General features: G+C 65.5%; 15 protein-coding genes and 3 tRNA genes. 3 read left to right on the top strand and 15 right to left on the bottom strand.

The window, feature by feature from the left end; genetic code table 11:
• Positions 1 to 95: 95 nt before the first annotated feature.
• The 6 genes from ruvB to MTX34_RS11550 form a co-directional block, all read right to left on the bottom strand.
• Positions 96 to 1,124: a Holliday junction branch migration DNA helicase RuvB gene (ruvB, locus tag MTX34_RS11575; RefSeq protein ID WP_243593599.1), complete on the bottom strand. Its 1,029-nt coding sequence runs from the start codon at positions 1,122 to 1,124 to the stop codon at positions 96 to 98.
• Positions 1,125 to 1,178: 54 nt separating this feature from the next.
• The gene (gene ruvA, locus MTX34_RS11570) at positions 1,179 to 1,784 is read right to left on the bottom strand and encodes a Holliday junction branch migration protein RuvA (RefSeq protein WP_243593165.1); all 606 of its coding nucleotides are present in this window, start codon (positions 1,782 to 1,784) and stop codon (positions 1,179 to 1,181) included.
• Complete coding sequence (gene ruvC / locus MTX34_RS11565) at positions 1,781 to 2,398, bottom strand: crossover junction endodeoxyribonuclease RuvC (RefSeq protein WP_243593166.1); 618 nt, start codon at positions 2,396 to 2,398, stop codon at positions 1,781 to 1,783. Before ruvC ends, ruvA begins: the two co-directional genes overlap by 4 nt.
• A 106-nt stretch (positions 2,399 to 2,504) precedes the next feature.
• The gene (locus MTX34_RS11560) at positions 2,505 to 3,263 is read right to left on the bottom strand and encodes a YebC/PmpR family DNA-binding transcriptional regulator (RefSeq protein ID WP_094615221.1); all 759 of its coding nucleotides are present in this window, start codon (positions 3,261 to 3,263) and stop codon (positions 2,505 to 2,507) included.
• A gap of 87 nt (positions 3,264 to 3,350) precedes the next feature.
• A complete protein-coding gene (gene pdxT / locus MTX34_RS11555) occupies positions 3,351 to 3,953 on the bottom strand; it encodes a pyridoxal 5'-phosphate synthase glutaminase subunit PdxT (RefSeq protein ID WP_243593167.1) in 603 nt (200 codons plus the stop codon).
• Positions 3,950 to 4,801, bottom strand: coding sequence for an acyl-CoA thioesterase II (locus MTX34_RS11550; protein WP_243593168.1), 852 nt, complete (start codon positions 4,799 to 4,801; stop codon positions 3,950 to 3,952). The genes pdxT and MTX34_RS11550 overlap by 4 nt, the downstream gene beginning before the upstream one ends.
• A 41-nt stretch (positions 4,802 to 4,842) precedes the next feature.
• Between MTX34_RS11550 and MTX34_RS11545 the strand changes: the two genes are divergently transcribed.
• Complete coding sequence (locus MTX34_RS11545; RefSeq protein ID WP_243593169.1) at positions 4,843 to 5,502, top strand: hypothetical protein; 660 nt, start codon at positions 4,843 to 4,845, stop codon at positions 5,500 to 5,502.
• Between the two features lie 10 nt (positions 5,503 to 5,512).
• Here MTX34_RS11545 and pdxS read toward each other — a convergent pair whose 3' ends face one another.
• The 9 genes from pdxS to MTX34_RS11500 form a co-directional block, all read right to left on the bottom strand.
• On the bottom strand, positions 5,513 to 6,454 hold the full coding sequence (pdxS, locus tag MTX34_RS11540; protein WP_279393149.1) for a pyridoxal 5'-phosphate synthase lyase subunit PdxS: 942 nt from the start codon (positions 6,452 to 6,454) through the stop codon (positions 5,513 to 5,515).
• 156 nt (positions 6,455 to 6,610) lie between these two features.
• Positions 6,611 to 7,636, bottom strand: a complete 1,026-nt coding sequence (locus MTX34_RS11535; RefSeq protein ID WP_243593170.1) for an NUDIX domain-containing protein — start codon at positions 7,634 to 7,636, stop codon at positions 6,611 to 6,613.
• The gene (locus MTX34_RS11530; protein WP_243593171.1) at positions 7,636 to 8,760 is read right to left on the bottom strand and encodes a glycosyltransferase family 4 protein; all 1,125 of its coding nucleotides are present in this window, start codon (positions 8,758 to 8,760) and stop codon (positions 7,636 to 7,638) included. Before MTX34_RS11530 ends, MTX34_RS11535 begins: the two co-directional genes overlap by 1 nt.
• Positions 8,757 to 9,662 (bottom strand): phosphatidylinositol mannoside acyltransferase, encoded by a 906-nt coding sequence (locus MTX34_RS11525; RefSeq protein ID WP_243593172.1) that lies wholly within the window; start codon positions 9,660 to 9,662, stop codon positions 8,757 to 8,759. The genes MTX34_RS11530 and MTX34_RS11525 overlap by 4 nt, the downstream gene beginning before the upstream one ends.
• The gene (gene pgsA, locus MTX34_RS11520) at positions 9,659 to 10,342 is read right to left on the bottom strand and encodes a phosphatidylinositol phosphate synthase (protein ID WP_243593173.1); all 684 of its coding nucleotides are present in this window, start codon (positions 10,340 to 10,342) and stop codon (positions 9,659 to 9,661) included. Before pgsA ends, MTX34_RS11525 begins: the two co-directional genes overlap by 4 nt.
• Positions 10,343 to 10,367: 25 nt before the next feature.
• Positions 10,368 to 10,910, bottom strand: coding sequence for an HIT domain-containing protein (locus MTX34_RS11515; protein WP_243593174.1), 543 nt, complete (start codon positions 10,908 to 10,910; stop codon positions 10,368 to 10,370).
• Positions 10,911 to 10,912: 2 nt separating this feature from the next.
• Positions 10,913 to 12,973 carry a threonine--tRNA ligase gene (gene thrS / locus MTX34_RS11510; RefSeq protein WP_243609653.1) on the bottom strand — a complete coding sequence of 687 codons (2,061 nt, stop codon included), beginning with the start codon at positions 12,971 to 12,973 and terminating at the stop codon, positions 10,913 to 10,915.
• A 101-nt stretch (positions 12,974 to 13,074) separates the two neighbouring features.
• On the bottom strand, positions 13,075 to 13,476 hold the full coding sequence (locus MTX34_RS11505; protein ID WP_243593601.1) for a TIGR02611 family protein: 402 nt from the start codon (positions 13,474 to 13,476) through the stop codon (positions 13,075 to 13,077).
• A 117-nt stretch (positions 13,477 to 13,593) separates the two neighbouring features.
• Positions 13,594 to 13,665: transfer RNA gene (locus MTX34_RS11500), tRNA-Val, on the bottom strand.
• Positions 13,666 to 13,908: 243 nt separating this feature from the next.
• On the opposite strand from MTX34_RS11500, the gene MTX34_RS11495 reads away from it, so the two are divergent.
• Positions 13,909 to 13,980: transfer RNA gene (locus MTX34_RS11495), tRNA-Gly, on the top strand.
• 17 nt (positions 13,981 to 13,997) lie between these two features.
• Positions 13,998 to 14,068, top strand: a tRNA-Cys gene (locus tag MTX34_RS11490).
• Positions 14,069 to 14,091: the final 23 nt, after the last annotated feature.

Raw genomic sequence — 14,091 nt, 5'->3', positions numbered from 1 at the left:
CTCGTGCGAGAACACCGCAGGTGCGGGCCTCGCAGCTACCCAGTGTGCCATTACCTGGAACCGGTCCGGTCCGTTCGTGCCCTGTTGTGCCCGATTCACTCGAATAATCCCTGCTGAACCTCCGATGATCGGACCGAGATTCCGCCCACGGCGAGATCCGGCGGCGGCGTCAGTCCGAGGTGCTGCCAGGCGGCAGCGGTCGCGACGCGCCCGCGGGGGGTACGGGCGACCATTCCGGCACGCACCAGGAACGGCTCGCACACTTCCTCGACCGTCGACGGTTCCTCGCCGACGGCAACGGCCAGGGTCGACACACCCACCGGCCCTCCGCCGAAGCTCCGGATGAGCGCGCTCAGTACGGCGCGGTCGAGTCGGTCGAGACCGAGCTTGTCCACGTCGTAGACCACCAGGGCGGCCTTCGCGGTGTCCTGGGTGACGGTGCCGTCGCCGCGCACGTCCGCGTAGTCACGGACTCGCCGGAGCAGCCGGTTCGCGATACGAGGGGTGCCGCGTGAACGCCCGGCGATCTCGGCGCAGCCGTCCCGGTCGATCGGTACGCCGAGGATGCCGGCCGACCGCATGAGAATCCGCTCGAGTTCGCTCGGCTCGTAGAAATCCATGTGAGCCACGAATCCGAACCGGTCTCGCAGCGGTCCGGTGAGTGCGCCCGACCTGGTGGTGGCACCGACGAGCGTGAACGGTGCGACCTCGAGTGGAATCGAGGTCGCCCCCGGCCCCTTGCCGACGATGACGTCGACACGGAAATCTTCCATCGCCAGGTACAGCATCTCTTCGGCCGGGCGCGCGATGCGATGGATCTCGTCGATGAACAGCACATCGCCCTCGACCAGGTTGCTGAGCATCGCCGCGAGGTCGCCTGCTCGCTCGAGCGCTGGGCCCGATGTGAGCCGTAGCGAGGTGCCCAGCTCGGCGGCGATGATCATCGCCATACTGGTCTTGCCGAGGCCCGGCGGCCCGGACATGAGGATGTGATCGGGGGTGCCGCCGCGCATCTTGGCACCCGACAACACGAGCTGAAGTTGCTCCCGCACCCGAGGTTGCCCGATGAAATCGGTGAGGTTCTTCGGACGCAGACTCGTCTCGACATCCAGATCGTCGGACATCGCGTCCGCGCCGACCTGAGATTCGGCGAACTGGTCGTCCTCGGTCACGCTGCCCTACCTGGACTTACCGAGATATGCGAGCGCCGACCTCAACGCGATCGACGTCGTGGCCTCGGGCTGCTGGGCGAGTACCGCGTCGGTCGCTTCCTCGGCCTGCTTGGTGGGGAATCCGAGACCGATCAGCGCCTCGACGATCTGGTCTCGCATCGAATTGCCCGCACCGGATCCCGGCACGGCGGCACTCCCGGCGCGTCCGACCACGGCGTCGACCTTGTCGCGCAGTTCGACGACCATCCTCTCCGCGCCGCGCTTGCCGATGCCGGGCACTCTGGTCAATGCCCCGATGTCGCTGTCCGCCAGAGCTGTTCGCAGCGCGTCGGGCTCGTGCACGGCGAGCGTTGCCATGGCGATTCTCGGCCCGACGCCGGTCACGGTGAGGAGCAATTCGAAGAGTTCACGCGACTCCTTGTCGGGAAACCCGTACAGGGTCTGCGAATCCTCGCGCACGATCATCGTCGTCACGAGGGTCGCTTCGCTCCCCCGGTGCAGCGTCGCCAACGTCGCCGGGGTGGCGTTGACGCGATACCCCACACCCGCGGCCTCGAGCACAGCATGATCGAGCGCGATGTCGACCACCGATCCTCTGATCGACGCGATCATCGTGCGCCCGCCTCCTTCTTCGCCATTTTCTCGATCCTGCGTGCCACGGCGGCGCGAGCCTTGCGCTCCTCGGCCAGACGCACGTCGTACTTGCGTTTCTGTTCGGCGGCCATGGCTTCGGCCTTCGCCATCCGGGCGATCATGGGCGCTCGCCAGCAATGACAGATGCCGAGAGCCAGTGCGTCGGCCGCGTCGGCGGGAGTCGGCGCAGTCTGCAGACCGAGAATGCGCATGACCATTGCGGTCACCTGCGCTTTGTCGGCCGAGCCGTTGCCCGTGACGGCGGCCTTGACCTCACTGGGAGTGTGGAAGCAGACGTCCACGCCCCGCCTGGCCGCCGCGAGGGCGATGACACCACCGGCCTGAGCGGTGCCCATGGCCGTGCGCACATTGTGTTGGGCGAAGACGCGCTCGATGGCCACCACCGAAGGCTTGTGGGTATCGAGCCAGTACTCCGCAGCCTCGGAGATCCGCAGCAAACGCTGCGCGAGATCCATGTCCGCGGGCGTTCGCACCACATCGACATCGAGCGCGACCACCGTTCGGCCGACGCCACCCTCGATCAGACTGAGCCCACACCTGGTGAGACCGGGGTCGACACCCATCACCCGCACGCCACCACACCTTCCGCTTACGAACTGTTGTTCGATAGCGTAGCGGAGCGCACCGTCGGATCAGGGATACGACACCCGGTCGATCACGTCGTGGGACGCGAGGGGGTCAGTCCTCCTCGTCCAGCTCCGCCATGACCTCGTCCGAGAGGTCGACGTTGGACCACACGTTCTGCACGTCGTCACTGTCTTCGAGTGCATCGATGAGCTTGAACACCTTGCGTGCACCGTCCGCGTCGACCGGGACGTTGACCGATGCCTGGAAGCTGGCCTCGGCCGAGTCGTAGTCGATTCCGGCCTCCTGGAGGGCGGTGCGCACGGCGACCAGGTCGGTCGGCTCGCTGACGACCTCGAACGTGTCACCGTTGTCGTTGACTTCCTCGGCACCGGCTTCGAGGACGGCCATCAGGACATCGTCCTCGCTCTGACCGTTCTTCTCGAGAGTCACCACGCCCTTGCGGGAGAACAGGTACGACACCGAACCCGGATCGGCCATGTTTCCACCGTTGCGCGTCATCGCCACCCGTACCTCGCCTGCGGCGCGGTTGCGGTTGTCGGTGAGGCATTCGATCAGAATGGCGACGCCGTTGGGGCCGTACCCCTCGTACATGATGGTCTGCCAGTCGGCACCACCGGTTTCCTCACCGGCACCTCGCTTGCGCGCCCGCTCGATGTTGTCGATGGGCACCGAGGTCTTCTTCGCCTTCTGGATGGCGTCGAAGAGCGTCGGGTTACCGGTGGGGTCACCGCCACCCGTGCGGGCCGCCACCTCGATATTCTTGATGAGCTTGGCGAAAGACTTGCCGCGTCGGGCGTCGATCACCGCCTTCTTGTGCTTGGTGGTGGCCCATTTTGAGTGGCCGCTCATGCGATAGGGCCCCTTCCTGCTCGAAATCAGTGTTGTCGACTTTACTCGCCCGGTACCGAGCTCGGCACCGACCGACCAACGAAGGTTCTAGCGGCCTCGCACCATGTCCACGAAGAGTCGGTGCACTCGGTCGTCCCCGGTGACCTCGGGATGAAAGCTCGTCGCGAGAACGGAGTTCTGGCGAACGGCCACCACGCGGCCGGCGGCCGGTCCGTGCGGCACGGTGGCGAGCACCTCGACGTTCTCGCCCACCCGCTCGACCCAGGGTGCCCGGATGAACACCGCACGGACGGGCCCACCGTCGACGCCGGTGACGTCGAGATCGGTCTCGAAAGAGTCGACCTGACGACCGAAAGCGTTGCGCCGCACGGTGATGTCGAGGGAGTCGAGATGCCGGGCGTCGGGGCGCGTGTCGAGAATCTCGGACGCCAGCAGAATCATCCCCGCGCACGAACCGTAGGCGGGCAGCCCCTCGGCCAAACGAGCCCGCAGTGGATCGAGAAGATCGAACACGCCGAGCAAGTTGCTCATGGTCGTCGATTCCCCGCCGGGGATGATCAGTCCGTCGATCTGCGCGAGCTCGGCGGGCCTACGCACCGTGACGCCACGCGCACCGCTCGACTCCAGTGCCGCCAGATGCTCGCGAACGTCTCCCTGCAAAGCGAGAACTCCGACGGTCGGAGCGCTCACTTGCGTCCGAAGGGATCGATGTTGGACTTGTGCGGGTCGCGCTCGAACCGCATGAGCCCTTCCTGCACCACCGCGGCGACCATGCGACCGGAGGTGTCGAATATCCGCCCCTGAGTCAGCGCCCGCCCGAAATCGGCCGAGGGCGACGTCTGGTCGTACAGCAACCATTCGTCTGCCCGGAACGGCCGCAGGAACCACAGCGCGTGATCGAGCGAGGCCGTCTGCGTGACGGCGTCGGGGTGCGGAACCTTGGCCGATCCGAGCAGCGTCATGTCGCTCATGTAGGCGAGTGCGCAGACGTGGAACACCTGATCGTCGGGCAACGTGTCTCGGTAGCGGAACCATACACGTTGCTGCGCAGCGAAACTCGGATGCTTGACGGTCTGGTCCTCGGGAATGACACGAATGTCCCACTCGGACCACTCCCGGTAGAACGAGTGGTCGTACTCGGCCAGGGTCGTGGGATCGGGCAGACTGTCCGGTCCCAGGACCTCGGGCATGGTGTCCTGGTGCGAGATGCCGGAGTCGTCGCCGTGGAAGGAGGCAGACATCGTGAATATCGCTTTCCCGTCCTGTATGCCGGTGACCCGGCGAGTGCAGAACGACCGCCCGTCGCGAATCCTGTCGACCATGAACACGGCCGGTTCGTTCGGATTGCCCGGACGGAGGAAGTAACCGTGCAGCGAATGCACACGAAATTCGGGAGCCACTGTGCGCACCGCAGCGACGAGCGCCTGGCCCGCCACCTGCCCGCCGAACGTACGGGGCAGCCGAGAAGGGAAAGTTCGTCCCCGATAGACGTCGTTCTCGATCCGTTCCAATTCGAGAATGTCCTCGATGCTGGCCATGGCTGGTGTCCACCTTTCTGTGACAACGGCTCAGGCTAACAATGGACGGACCAGGCAAGATGGTCGGTGTGGTTCAACCGGTGCCGATATTTCCCGATCTTCTCGTGGAGTCGATCGTCGATTCGTGCCCGGACGGGGCCCGATCGATCGTCGTGATCGACGGCGCGGATGCCGCGCGTCCGGTCGACTTCGCAACGCGCACAGCCGAACACGCCCGCTCGCGGGGCCGCCCGGCTGACGTCGTCGACCTGCACGACTACGTGCGACCTGCGTCGATTCGATTCGAGTACTCGCGCACCGACGAATTGAGCTATCGCACACTATGGTTCGACTACGACGCCCTCGTTCGAGAGGTCATCGGCCCACTGCGGCCCGGTGGCAGAGGTCACTTTCTACCGAGACTGTGGGATGAGGCCACCGACCGTTCGGCTCGGTCCCGAACCGTCCCGGCGGCAGCGAATCAGATCGTCCTGATCGCAGGACCCATGCTGCTCGGACGGGGATTGAACGTCGATCTGTCGGTGCAGCTACGCCTGTCGGCGAGCGCATTACGTCGCAGAACCAGCGACGCAGATCAGTGGACCTGCGCGCCTCTGCTCGCGTACTACGACGGCCTCGACTACTCGGACGGTTCCGCCGAGCGGCCGGATCTTCTGGTCCGTTGGGACCATCCGGACCGCCCGGCGCTCGAACGGAACTGACGGAGGACCGTCACCAACCGCGCTCGGCCAACCGGTGCCCCACGGGAAGGTCGTCGACATTGATGCCGACCATCGCTTCGCCGAGGCCACGCGACACCTTGGCCAGCACGTCGGGGTCGTCGAAGAACGTGGTGGCCTTGACGATCGCCTCGGCGCGTTCCTTGGGGTTGCCGGACTTGAAGATTCCCGATCCGACGAATACACCCTCGGCACCGAGCTGCATCATCATCGCTGCGTCTGCGGGTGTGGCGATGCCGCCCGCGGTGAACAGTGTGACGGGCAGCTTGCCGGCCCGGGCGACCTCGACGACCAGGTCGTACGGGGCCTGCAGTTCTTTCGCCGCCACGTACAGCTCGTCCTCGGGGAGCGAGGTGAGGCGACGGATCTCGTCGCGAATCTTGCGCATGTGCGTCGTCGCGTTCGAGACGTCGCCGGTGCCGGCCTCTCCCTTGGAGCGAATCATGGCCGCGCCCTCGGTGATTCGGCGCATTGCCTCACCCAGGTTGGTGGCACCACAGACAAAGGGAACGGTGAAGTTCCACTTGTCGATGTGGTTGGCGTAGTCGGCCGGGGTGAGCACCTCGGACTCGTCGATGTAGTCGACGCCGAGGCTCTGCAGGATCTGCGCTTCGACGAAGTGGCCGATGCGGGCCTTCGCCATCACCGGGATGCTGACCGAGGAGATGATGCTGTCGATCATGTCGGGGTCGCTCATGCGCGACACCCCACCCTGGGCACGAATGTCGGCGGGGACGCGCTCGAGTGCCATGACGGCCACTGCTCCGGCGTCCTCGGCGATCTTGGCCTGATCGGCGGTGACCACGTCCATGATGACGCCGCCCTTGAGCATCTCGGCCATACCCCGCTTGACGCGTGCGGTGCCGACTCCGTTCTCGCCGGATCCACCGTCGACCGATGAGGCGGGCGTGTTCGAGGCGTGTGGGGTAGTCAAGGGAAACTCCTGTGTTCTTCGACGCTGTTACGGCGCTCCGGACTGATAGGTGCGATCGCGCGCGGCGCGATGTCGCGCCCAGAACAGTAGGCCTTCTCCCCTGTGAATCCCATAACCACTTCACGATTGCTGGACTGCTCGAAAGGGTCCAGCTGGTTACCGAATGGCGCGCACGTCCGGGTCGCCGCGTCGAGCGAGAGCCACGTTCACTTCGTCGAGCAGTTCCGCCAAGTCCTGGGGATAGACGTTCTCGCCGACGGCGCTGAGCGCACGTATGTCCGCCTCGGTGCACCACTGGTGGCCGGTCACGGTGCGGCGCTCGAAGTCCGTGAATCCCGCACTGTGCGGCTCGAACTCCTGCGTTCGGATCGCGAAGAACAATTCCTCGGAGCGGATCAGGGTTCCGTTGAACGGGAACGTCGCAACTCGGCGCCACAACGGACCGCGCAGATCGGCAGGAGCGACGGTCAGTCCGGTCTCCTCGTGTACTTCGCGCACCGCTGCCTCGCGAAGCGACTCGCCCTTCTCCACTGCCCCACCGATGGTGAACCAGAAGAAGGTGTCGGGAACCGTCGGATCGTGTCCGCGCAGCAGCAGCACACGGCCGCGCTCGTCGAGCAGCACCACCCGCGCGGACGTTCTCGGGGTCGCGCGGTTCTCGCTACCGAACGCCGCGGCAGCAGATCGTTCTGCTATCTCGAAGTACGACGGCAAGGCCGCAGTTCCGCCGAGGTGCAACCAGCGGACCGGACGTCTGACTCGCAGGGCGAGGGTGTCGCGAACGGCATCGTTGTGGAACCGGCGAGCGATGAGCACGCGAGCCTCCGCATCGGCCAGTTCGGCAACCAGTTGCGGGGGCAAGGAGTTCGGTTCGACGACGGCCAGCGCCATGGACACCGCGTTCTCCGCCTCTTCGCGCTGCGACCGGTCGACGCGTTCGGCCCGATCGGCAAGTGCGGCAAGTTCTCTGCTCGACGAGGCCGAGTCGCGGGTGGCAGCGGACACCGCTCGCGCGACGACGGCACGGCGGGCGAGCGCTGCATCGAGCGCCTGCCAGGCGAGGTCGGTGCGGACGTGCAGGCGGTCGAGTCGGTTGGCCGTTCCGTACGCCCACAGGCCGACGACGAGAATCAGTACCGCGATCAGTCCGAGTACCAGGATCGTGAGCGCTGAGAGCGTCATCAGTTCGCCGCCCGCACTTTCTGGCCCCCGAGCGTGACGGTTTCGTAGACACGCAGGATCTGCTCGGCGACGACGGGCCAGTCGTAGGTGGTCACGGCGAGGGAGGCGGCGTCGACCAGACGTGCACGCACGGCATCGTCGGACAGGATCGAGGTGATTGCGGCGGCGATGGCGTCGGAATCGTCGATCGGGACCAGCAATCCGCAGGAGCCGTCCCGCAGGACCCGCCGGAATGCGTCGAGTTCGCTTGCCACCACGGGTGTTCCAGCGGCCATGGCCTCGACGAGGACGATGCCGAAGCTCTCACCGCCGAGGTTGGGTGCGCAGTAGACGTCGGCGCTGCGCATTGCGGATGCCTTGGTCGCGTCGTCCACCTGCCCCAGGAATGTCAGGTGCGATGCGAGTGCACCGGCATCCTTGCGGAGCTTGTCCTCGTCGCCGCGGCCGACGATGAGGATCTCGATGTCGGGATGGGATTCGACGAGGGTGGGCAGAGCGCCGAGCAGGACGGCCATTCCTTTGCGCGGTTCGTCGAACCGGCCGAGGAAGAGCACGGTGCGACCGGCGCGTGGATAACCCTCCAGCACAGGGGCATCGGCGAATGCGGGCACGTCGACTCCGTTGGGGATCTCGACGGCGTCGGATCCCAGGGCCTCGACCTGCCAGCGCCGGGCGAGCTCGGACACCGCGATACGGCCGCTGATCTTCTCGTGGTACGGACGCAACACCCCCTGAAAGGTGCTGAGCACCAAGGACTTCGTCGTCGAGGTGTGGAAGGTGGCCACGATCGGGCCGTCCGCGGCCTTGAGCGCCAACATCGACAGGCTGGGCGCGTTCGGTTCGTGGATGTGCAACACGTCGAAGTCGTTGTCGGAGATCCATTTACGGATTCGCGAATAGGTGACCGGCCCGAATCGCAGCCGCGCGACGGATCCGTTGTACGGAATGGCGAGCGCCTCGCCGGCCGACACCACGAAATCCGGTAACTCGACGTCGTCGGACGCCGGTGCCAGGACACTGACGCGATGTCCCCGTTCGATGAACACCTCGGCCAACTGCTGAACGTGTGCCTGCACTCCACCGGGAACGTCGAACGAGTACGGGCACACCATGCCGATCCTCACGCGCCCTCGATTCGGGCGCGTCGCTCGGCCGACCAGTCGCTCATCCACAGCGGTTGGAGCATGTGCCAGTCGGCCGGGTGAGCTCGGATTCCGGCAGCGAAATGATCGGCCAACGCCTGTGTGGCGGGGCCGATTCCGGCCGAGACGTCCACTGCGGGCGAGATGTCGAAGCCCCAGCCGTCGCCGTCGAAGTAACCGTGCACCGGCAGCAGCGTCGCTCCGGTGTCGATCGCCAGCTTCGCAGCACCCGCGGGCATCCGGGTCGGTTCACCGAAGAAGGTGACCGGCACCCCGTGCTTGGCGAGATCTCGCTCACCGAGCAGACACACGACCTTGTTCTCGCGCAACCTCTCGGACAATGCGAGCAGCGGCGGTTGCTCACCGCCGCTGAGCGGAAAGATCTCGAATCCCAAGCTCTCCCGATAGGCGACGAATCGCTGATACAGAGATTCGGGCTTCAGACGTTCGGCCACGGTCGAGAGCCCACCGTGCGTGCGCACCAGCCACATTCCGGCCATGTCCCAATTGCCACTGTGCGGCAGCGCCAGCACTACTCCCCTACCTGCGGCGAGCGCACCCTCCAGATGTTCCTTGCCGTTCACGCACCGATCGATGACGGCAGCCTGCGCAGCGAGATCCATCGACGGCAACCGAAACGCCTCGCGCCAGTAGCGAGCGTAGGAGCGAACGCTGTCGCGAATCAGCTCGTCGGGCACCTCGGCGGGAGTGGTCCCGAGAACACGAGCGAGATTGCGACGCAGTTGATCAGGGCCACCGTTGCGTGTCGCCGCGAGGTCGGCCCCGCGATCGAACAGGCGTCGTGCCACCGGTTCGGGCAGAGCCCGGACCAGTCGCCAGCCGGCGGCGTAGCCCGCGTCGCTCGCTCTCTCGGAGAGATTCACGACGCGGCCACGTCGCCGTCGTCGGATGCGGGTGCCACCGGAGGCACGATGATGTCGCGAGCGCCCTCGGATCCACGGACTGCGAGAACCCGTTGGAACACCGTCACGATGCTCAGGGCGGCGAGAATCCACATCGCCGGGTAGATCACACTGTCCAGCCACGGAATGTCGAAATGCCGTCCGACGCCGGTGAATCCGGCACCGACGAGAACGATGACCAGGCGATCGGGGCGTTCTATCCAACCCCCGTCGGCCGAGAGCCCGCTGGCCTCGGCGCGCGCCTTGGCGTAGGAGATCACCTGGGAGGTGACCAGGCAGATCAGGGTGGCAACGAGCAGCAGCTTGTCCTGCTCGGAGTACACCGCCCACCAGGCCAGGCCACCGAAGATCGCACCGTCGGCCACTCGATCGCACGTCGCATCGAGGACGGCACCGTACTTGGTGCCACCGCCCCGAGCCCGCGCCATGGCACCGTCGAGCATGTCGAACAACACGAACAGGGTGATGACGACCGAACCCCACCACAGGTAGCCGGCCGGGTACATGGTGACCGCGGCTGTGACGGTGACGACGGTGCCGATGATCGTCACCGAATTGGGGGTGAGTCCGGTGCTGTTGAGGGCGCGCCCGAGCGGGGCGGTCACCTTCGAGACCGGCGCACGGCCGAAAATGCTCAGCACGGCGCGTGCTCCTCTCGCCTGTGGTTCATTCGTTCCAGGCCGACGCGAGCAGGGCCCGAGTGTCACGAAGCAACTGCGGCATGACTTTTGCGCCGCTGATCACGGTGATGAAGTTCGCGTCGCCGCCCCACCGGGGCACGATGTGCTGGTGCAGGTGTTCGGCAAGCGATCCACCTGCTGCAGCACCGAGGTTCAGGCCGACGTTGAAGCCGTGCGGACTGGACACCCGCTTGATGACGCGAATCAACTGCTGCGTGAACGCCATCAGCTCGGCGCTCTCGGCGGGCGTGAGGTCTTCGAGCGCCGCGACGCGGCGATACGGCACGATCATCGTGTGGCCGGGGTTGTACGGGTACAGGTTCAAGACCGCGTAGACCGACTCGCCTCGCGCGACGACGAGACCGTCCTCGTCGCTCATCTTGGGGATGTCGGAGAACGGCTCGTTCGACTTCGCCGACCCCCGCGGGGCCTCGGCGATGTAGGACATCCGGTGCGGCGTCCACAGTCGCTGCAGCCGATCGGGCTCACCGGCCCCGGTGACGACGATCGATTCGTCCTGTTCCGACATGGTCAGCTCGCTCCTGCGGGTTCGGTCTGCATGAGTTCGGCGGTCGGTGATGCGTTGTTGCGCTGGGAGATCCAGTCGGTGACGACAGTGATGGCATCGGCGACGGGGACGCCGTTGACCTGCGTGCCGTCCCGGAATCGGAAGCTCACCGCACCCGCTTCGACGTCGCGTTCGCCGGCGAGAAGCATGAAGGGGACCTTCTGGGCGGTCTGGTTGAAGATCTTCTTCTGCATCCGGTCGTCACTGGCGTCGACCTCTGCGCGCACTCCCCGCTTCTTCAGCTCGTTCACGACCGCGAACAGGTGGTCCTGGTAGACCTCGGCAACCGGGATGCCGACCACCTGGACCGGTGCGAGCCAGGCCGGGAAGGCACCGGCGTAGTGCTCGGTGAGCACCCCGAAGAATCGTTCGATGGAACCGAACAACGCGCGGTGGATCATCACCGGGCGTTCCTTGGTTCCGCCCGAGCCGGTGTATTCGAGTTCGAAGCGTTCGGGCAGGTTGAAGTCGAGCTGAATGGTCGACATCTGCCAGGTGCGCCCCAGCGCATCCTTGGCCTGCACCGAGATCTTCGGTCCGTAGAACGCGGCACCACCCGGATCGGGCACGAGGTTCAGACCCGACGCCGCCGCGACCTCGGCGAGGGTGTTGGTCGCTTCTTCCCAGACCTCGTCGCTGCCGACCGACTTCTCCGGGTTGCGAGTGGAGAGTTCGAGATAGAAATCATCGAGTCCGTAGTCCTTGAGCAGTCCGAGGACGAATTCGAGGGTGCTGGTGAGTTCGCCGCGCATCTGCTCGCGCGTGCAGAAGATGTGCGCGTCGTCCTGGGTCATGCCGCGCACCCGGGTCAGACCGTGGATGACGCCGGACTTCTCGTAGCGGTACACCGAGCCGAACTCGAACAGGCGCAACGGCAGCTCACGGTACGAGCGGCCGCGGGAACGGAAGATGAGGTTGTGCATCGGGCAGTTCATCGGCTTGAGGTAGTAGTCCTGGCCGGGCTTGCGCACGTCACCGTTCTCGTCGAGTTCGGCATCCAGGTGCATCGCCGGGAACATGCCGTCCCGGTACCAATCGAGGTGACCCGAGACCTCGTAGAGATGGCCCTTGGTGATGTGCGGGGTGTTGACGAACTCGTATCCCTCTTCGATGTGCCGCTGGCGCGAGTAGTTCTCCAGCTCGTTGCGGATCACTCCACCCTTGGGATGGAACACCGGCAGACCTGAGCCCAGTTCGTCGGGGAAGCTGAACAGGTCCAGCTCGGATCCCAGCTTGCGATGATCACGACGTTCCGCCTCGGCCAACAGCTCCAGATGCGCATCGAGCGCCTCGACGGACTCCCATGCGGTTCCGTAGATGCGCTGCAGGCCGGCGTTGTCCTGATTGCCGCGCCAGTACGCAGCCGAACTGCGGGTGAGCTTGAACGCGGGTACGTACTTGGTGGTGGGGATGTGCGGTCCGCGGCACAGATCGCCCCAGATGCGGTCGCCGGTCCGGGGATTGAGGTTGTCGTACGCGGTCAGCTCTCCCCCGCCGACCTCCATGACCTCGGGATCGTCGATGCCGGACTTGTCGTCGATCAGCTCGAGCTTGTACGGCTCGTCCGCCAACTCCTCGCGGGCCTGCTCCACCGACTCGTACACCCGACGCGAAAACCGCTGTCCGGCTTTGACGATCTGCTTCATCTTCTTTTCGAGAGCCGTCAGATCCTCGGGGGTGAACGGCTGCTTCACGTCGAAGTCGTAGTAGAAACCGTCCTTGATGAACGGTCCGATGCCCAGCTTCGCGTCGGGGAAGAGTTCTTGAACGGCCTGCGCCAGCACGTGAGCAGCCGAGTGCCTGATGACGCTTCGTCCGTCCTCGGTGTTCGCCGGAACGGGCTCGACCTCGGTGTCGCCCTCCGGTGCCCACGACAGATCACGGAGCTTGCCGTCGGGATCGCGCACGACGACGATGGCGTCGGGTCCCTTGTTCGGCAGGCCGGTGTCGCGGAGCGCCGTACCTGCCGTCGTTCCGGCCGGCACCATGATGCGGGCGGGCGAAACAGCGGCGACAACGGGCATGCTCACAGCGAAGTACTCCTCGATCGATTCTTCTGGCCAGGAAGGCCTCCGACAGCCTATCGGCAACGGTCCACTCGATTGGCCTCAGCGCAACGCGTTCGTCAGATCGGACTGTCGAGCCATGCCCAGTCCAGACCGATCCAACCCCCGACCAGCGCGAACGTGCCCAGCAGCCACAGCGTCGCCAGCACGACGACCGTGGTGAACAGCACGCCGAGTCCCTTGACGAACATCGACTGCGCCGAGAACCACGCCATGAACGCGTCGTATCTCTTACGGACGAATCGCAGCGCACTCTTGGCCCACGCGAATTCCGAGGCCAGGATGCCCAGTCCCGCGAACACGATCAACCAACCGGGGCCCGGGTAGGGAATGGCCAGTACACCCAGCACCAACACAACGGTGCCGACGACACCGACCGTGATTCGGTACGTGAGGTCGAGGGACCTGTTCTCGGCGATGCGTGCCCGGAAGCGCCGGTGCTTCACCTTGGCGGTGTCCATCGGACCCTGGTCGGCAACGGCCTGAGGCTTCGACTGTTCGGTGCTCACCGGCTCAGGTTACCGGCCTCGAACGCAGAGAAGGCCCACACCGGCAAGCGGTGCGGGCCTTCTCTCCTGTGGTCCCGGCTGGGATCGAACCAGCGACCTTCCGCGTGTGAAGCGGACGCTCTCCCACTGAGCCACGGGACCGAACGAGGCAAAACATTAACACGAGGTGCCGCGGCGAACCGAATCGCCTGCCCGATCGGCGAAGACGTCGTCGCACTGCCTCGGCAAGTCCCGTCACGTCTCTGCTTTCACGTCGTTCACATGCGTGAATCGACCGAATTCCGCAGCTGACCACGAGATTTGTGAGTTTCACTCCCGTTGGGTTAATGTTTTCCCCGCACCACGGAGACAACAACTGCCCAGCAGTGAGCGCCTCCGGGGTATGCGGATGTGGCGCAGTGGTAGCGCATCACCTTGCCAAGGTGAGGGTCGCGGGTTCGAATCCCGTCATCCGCTCGAGGGTCTCGACCCATGGTGGAGTGGCCGAGTGGTGAGGCAACGGCCTGCAAAGCCGTGCACACGGGTTCGATTCCCGTCTCCACCTCGCTAGTGCATCGGTCGCAAGAC

This window comes from Rhodococcus sp. ARC_M5 (genome assembly GCF_022810405.1).
Taxonomy (GTDB): Bacteria; Actinomycetota; Actinomycetes; order Mycobacteriales; family Mycobacteriaceae; genus Rhodococcoides; species Rhodococcoides navarretei.
This window is presented reverse-complemented; position numbering and strand designations above follow the sequence as displayed.

Bases quoted from the DNA above. Each gene is read 5' to 3' on its own strand.
- MTX34_RS11560 (WP_094615221.1), bottom strand. From the start codon at position 3,263: ATGAGCGGCCACTCAAAATGGGCCACCACCAAGCACAAGAAGGCGGTG.
- thrS (WP_243609653.1), bottom strand. From the start codon at position 12,973: ATGCCCGTTGTCGCCGCTGTTTCGCCCGCCCGCATCATGGTGCCGGCC.
- MTX34_RS11505 (WP_243593601.1), bottom strand. From the start codon at position 13,476: ATGGACACCGCCAAGGTGAAGCACCGGCGCTTCCGGGCACGCATCGCC.
- MTX34_RS11515 (WP_243593174.1), bottom strand. From the start codon at position 10,910: ATGTCGGAACAGGACGAATCGATCGTCGTCACCGGGGCCGGTGAGCCC.
- MTX34_RS11545 (WP_243593169.1), top strand. From the start codon at position 4,843: ATGGACGGACCAGGCAAGATGGTCGGTGTGGTTCAACCGGTGCCGATA.
- MTX34_RS11550 (WP_243593168.1), bottom strand. From the start codon at position 4,801: ATGGCCAGCATCGAGGACATTCTCGAATTGGAACGGATCGAGAACGAC.
- MTX34_RS11535 (WP_243593170.1), bottom strand. From the start codon at position 7,636: ATGACGCTCTCAGCGCTCACGATCCTGGTACTCGGACTGATCGCGGTA.
- ruvA (WP_243593165.1), bottom strand. From the start codon at position 1,784: ATGATCGCGTCGATCAGAGGATCGGTGGTCGACATCGCGCTCGATCAT.
- ruvB (WP_243593599.1), bottom strand. From the start codon at position 1,124: ATGTCCGACGATCTGGATGTCGAGACGAGTCTGCGTCCGAAGAACCTC.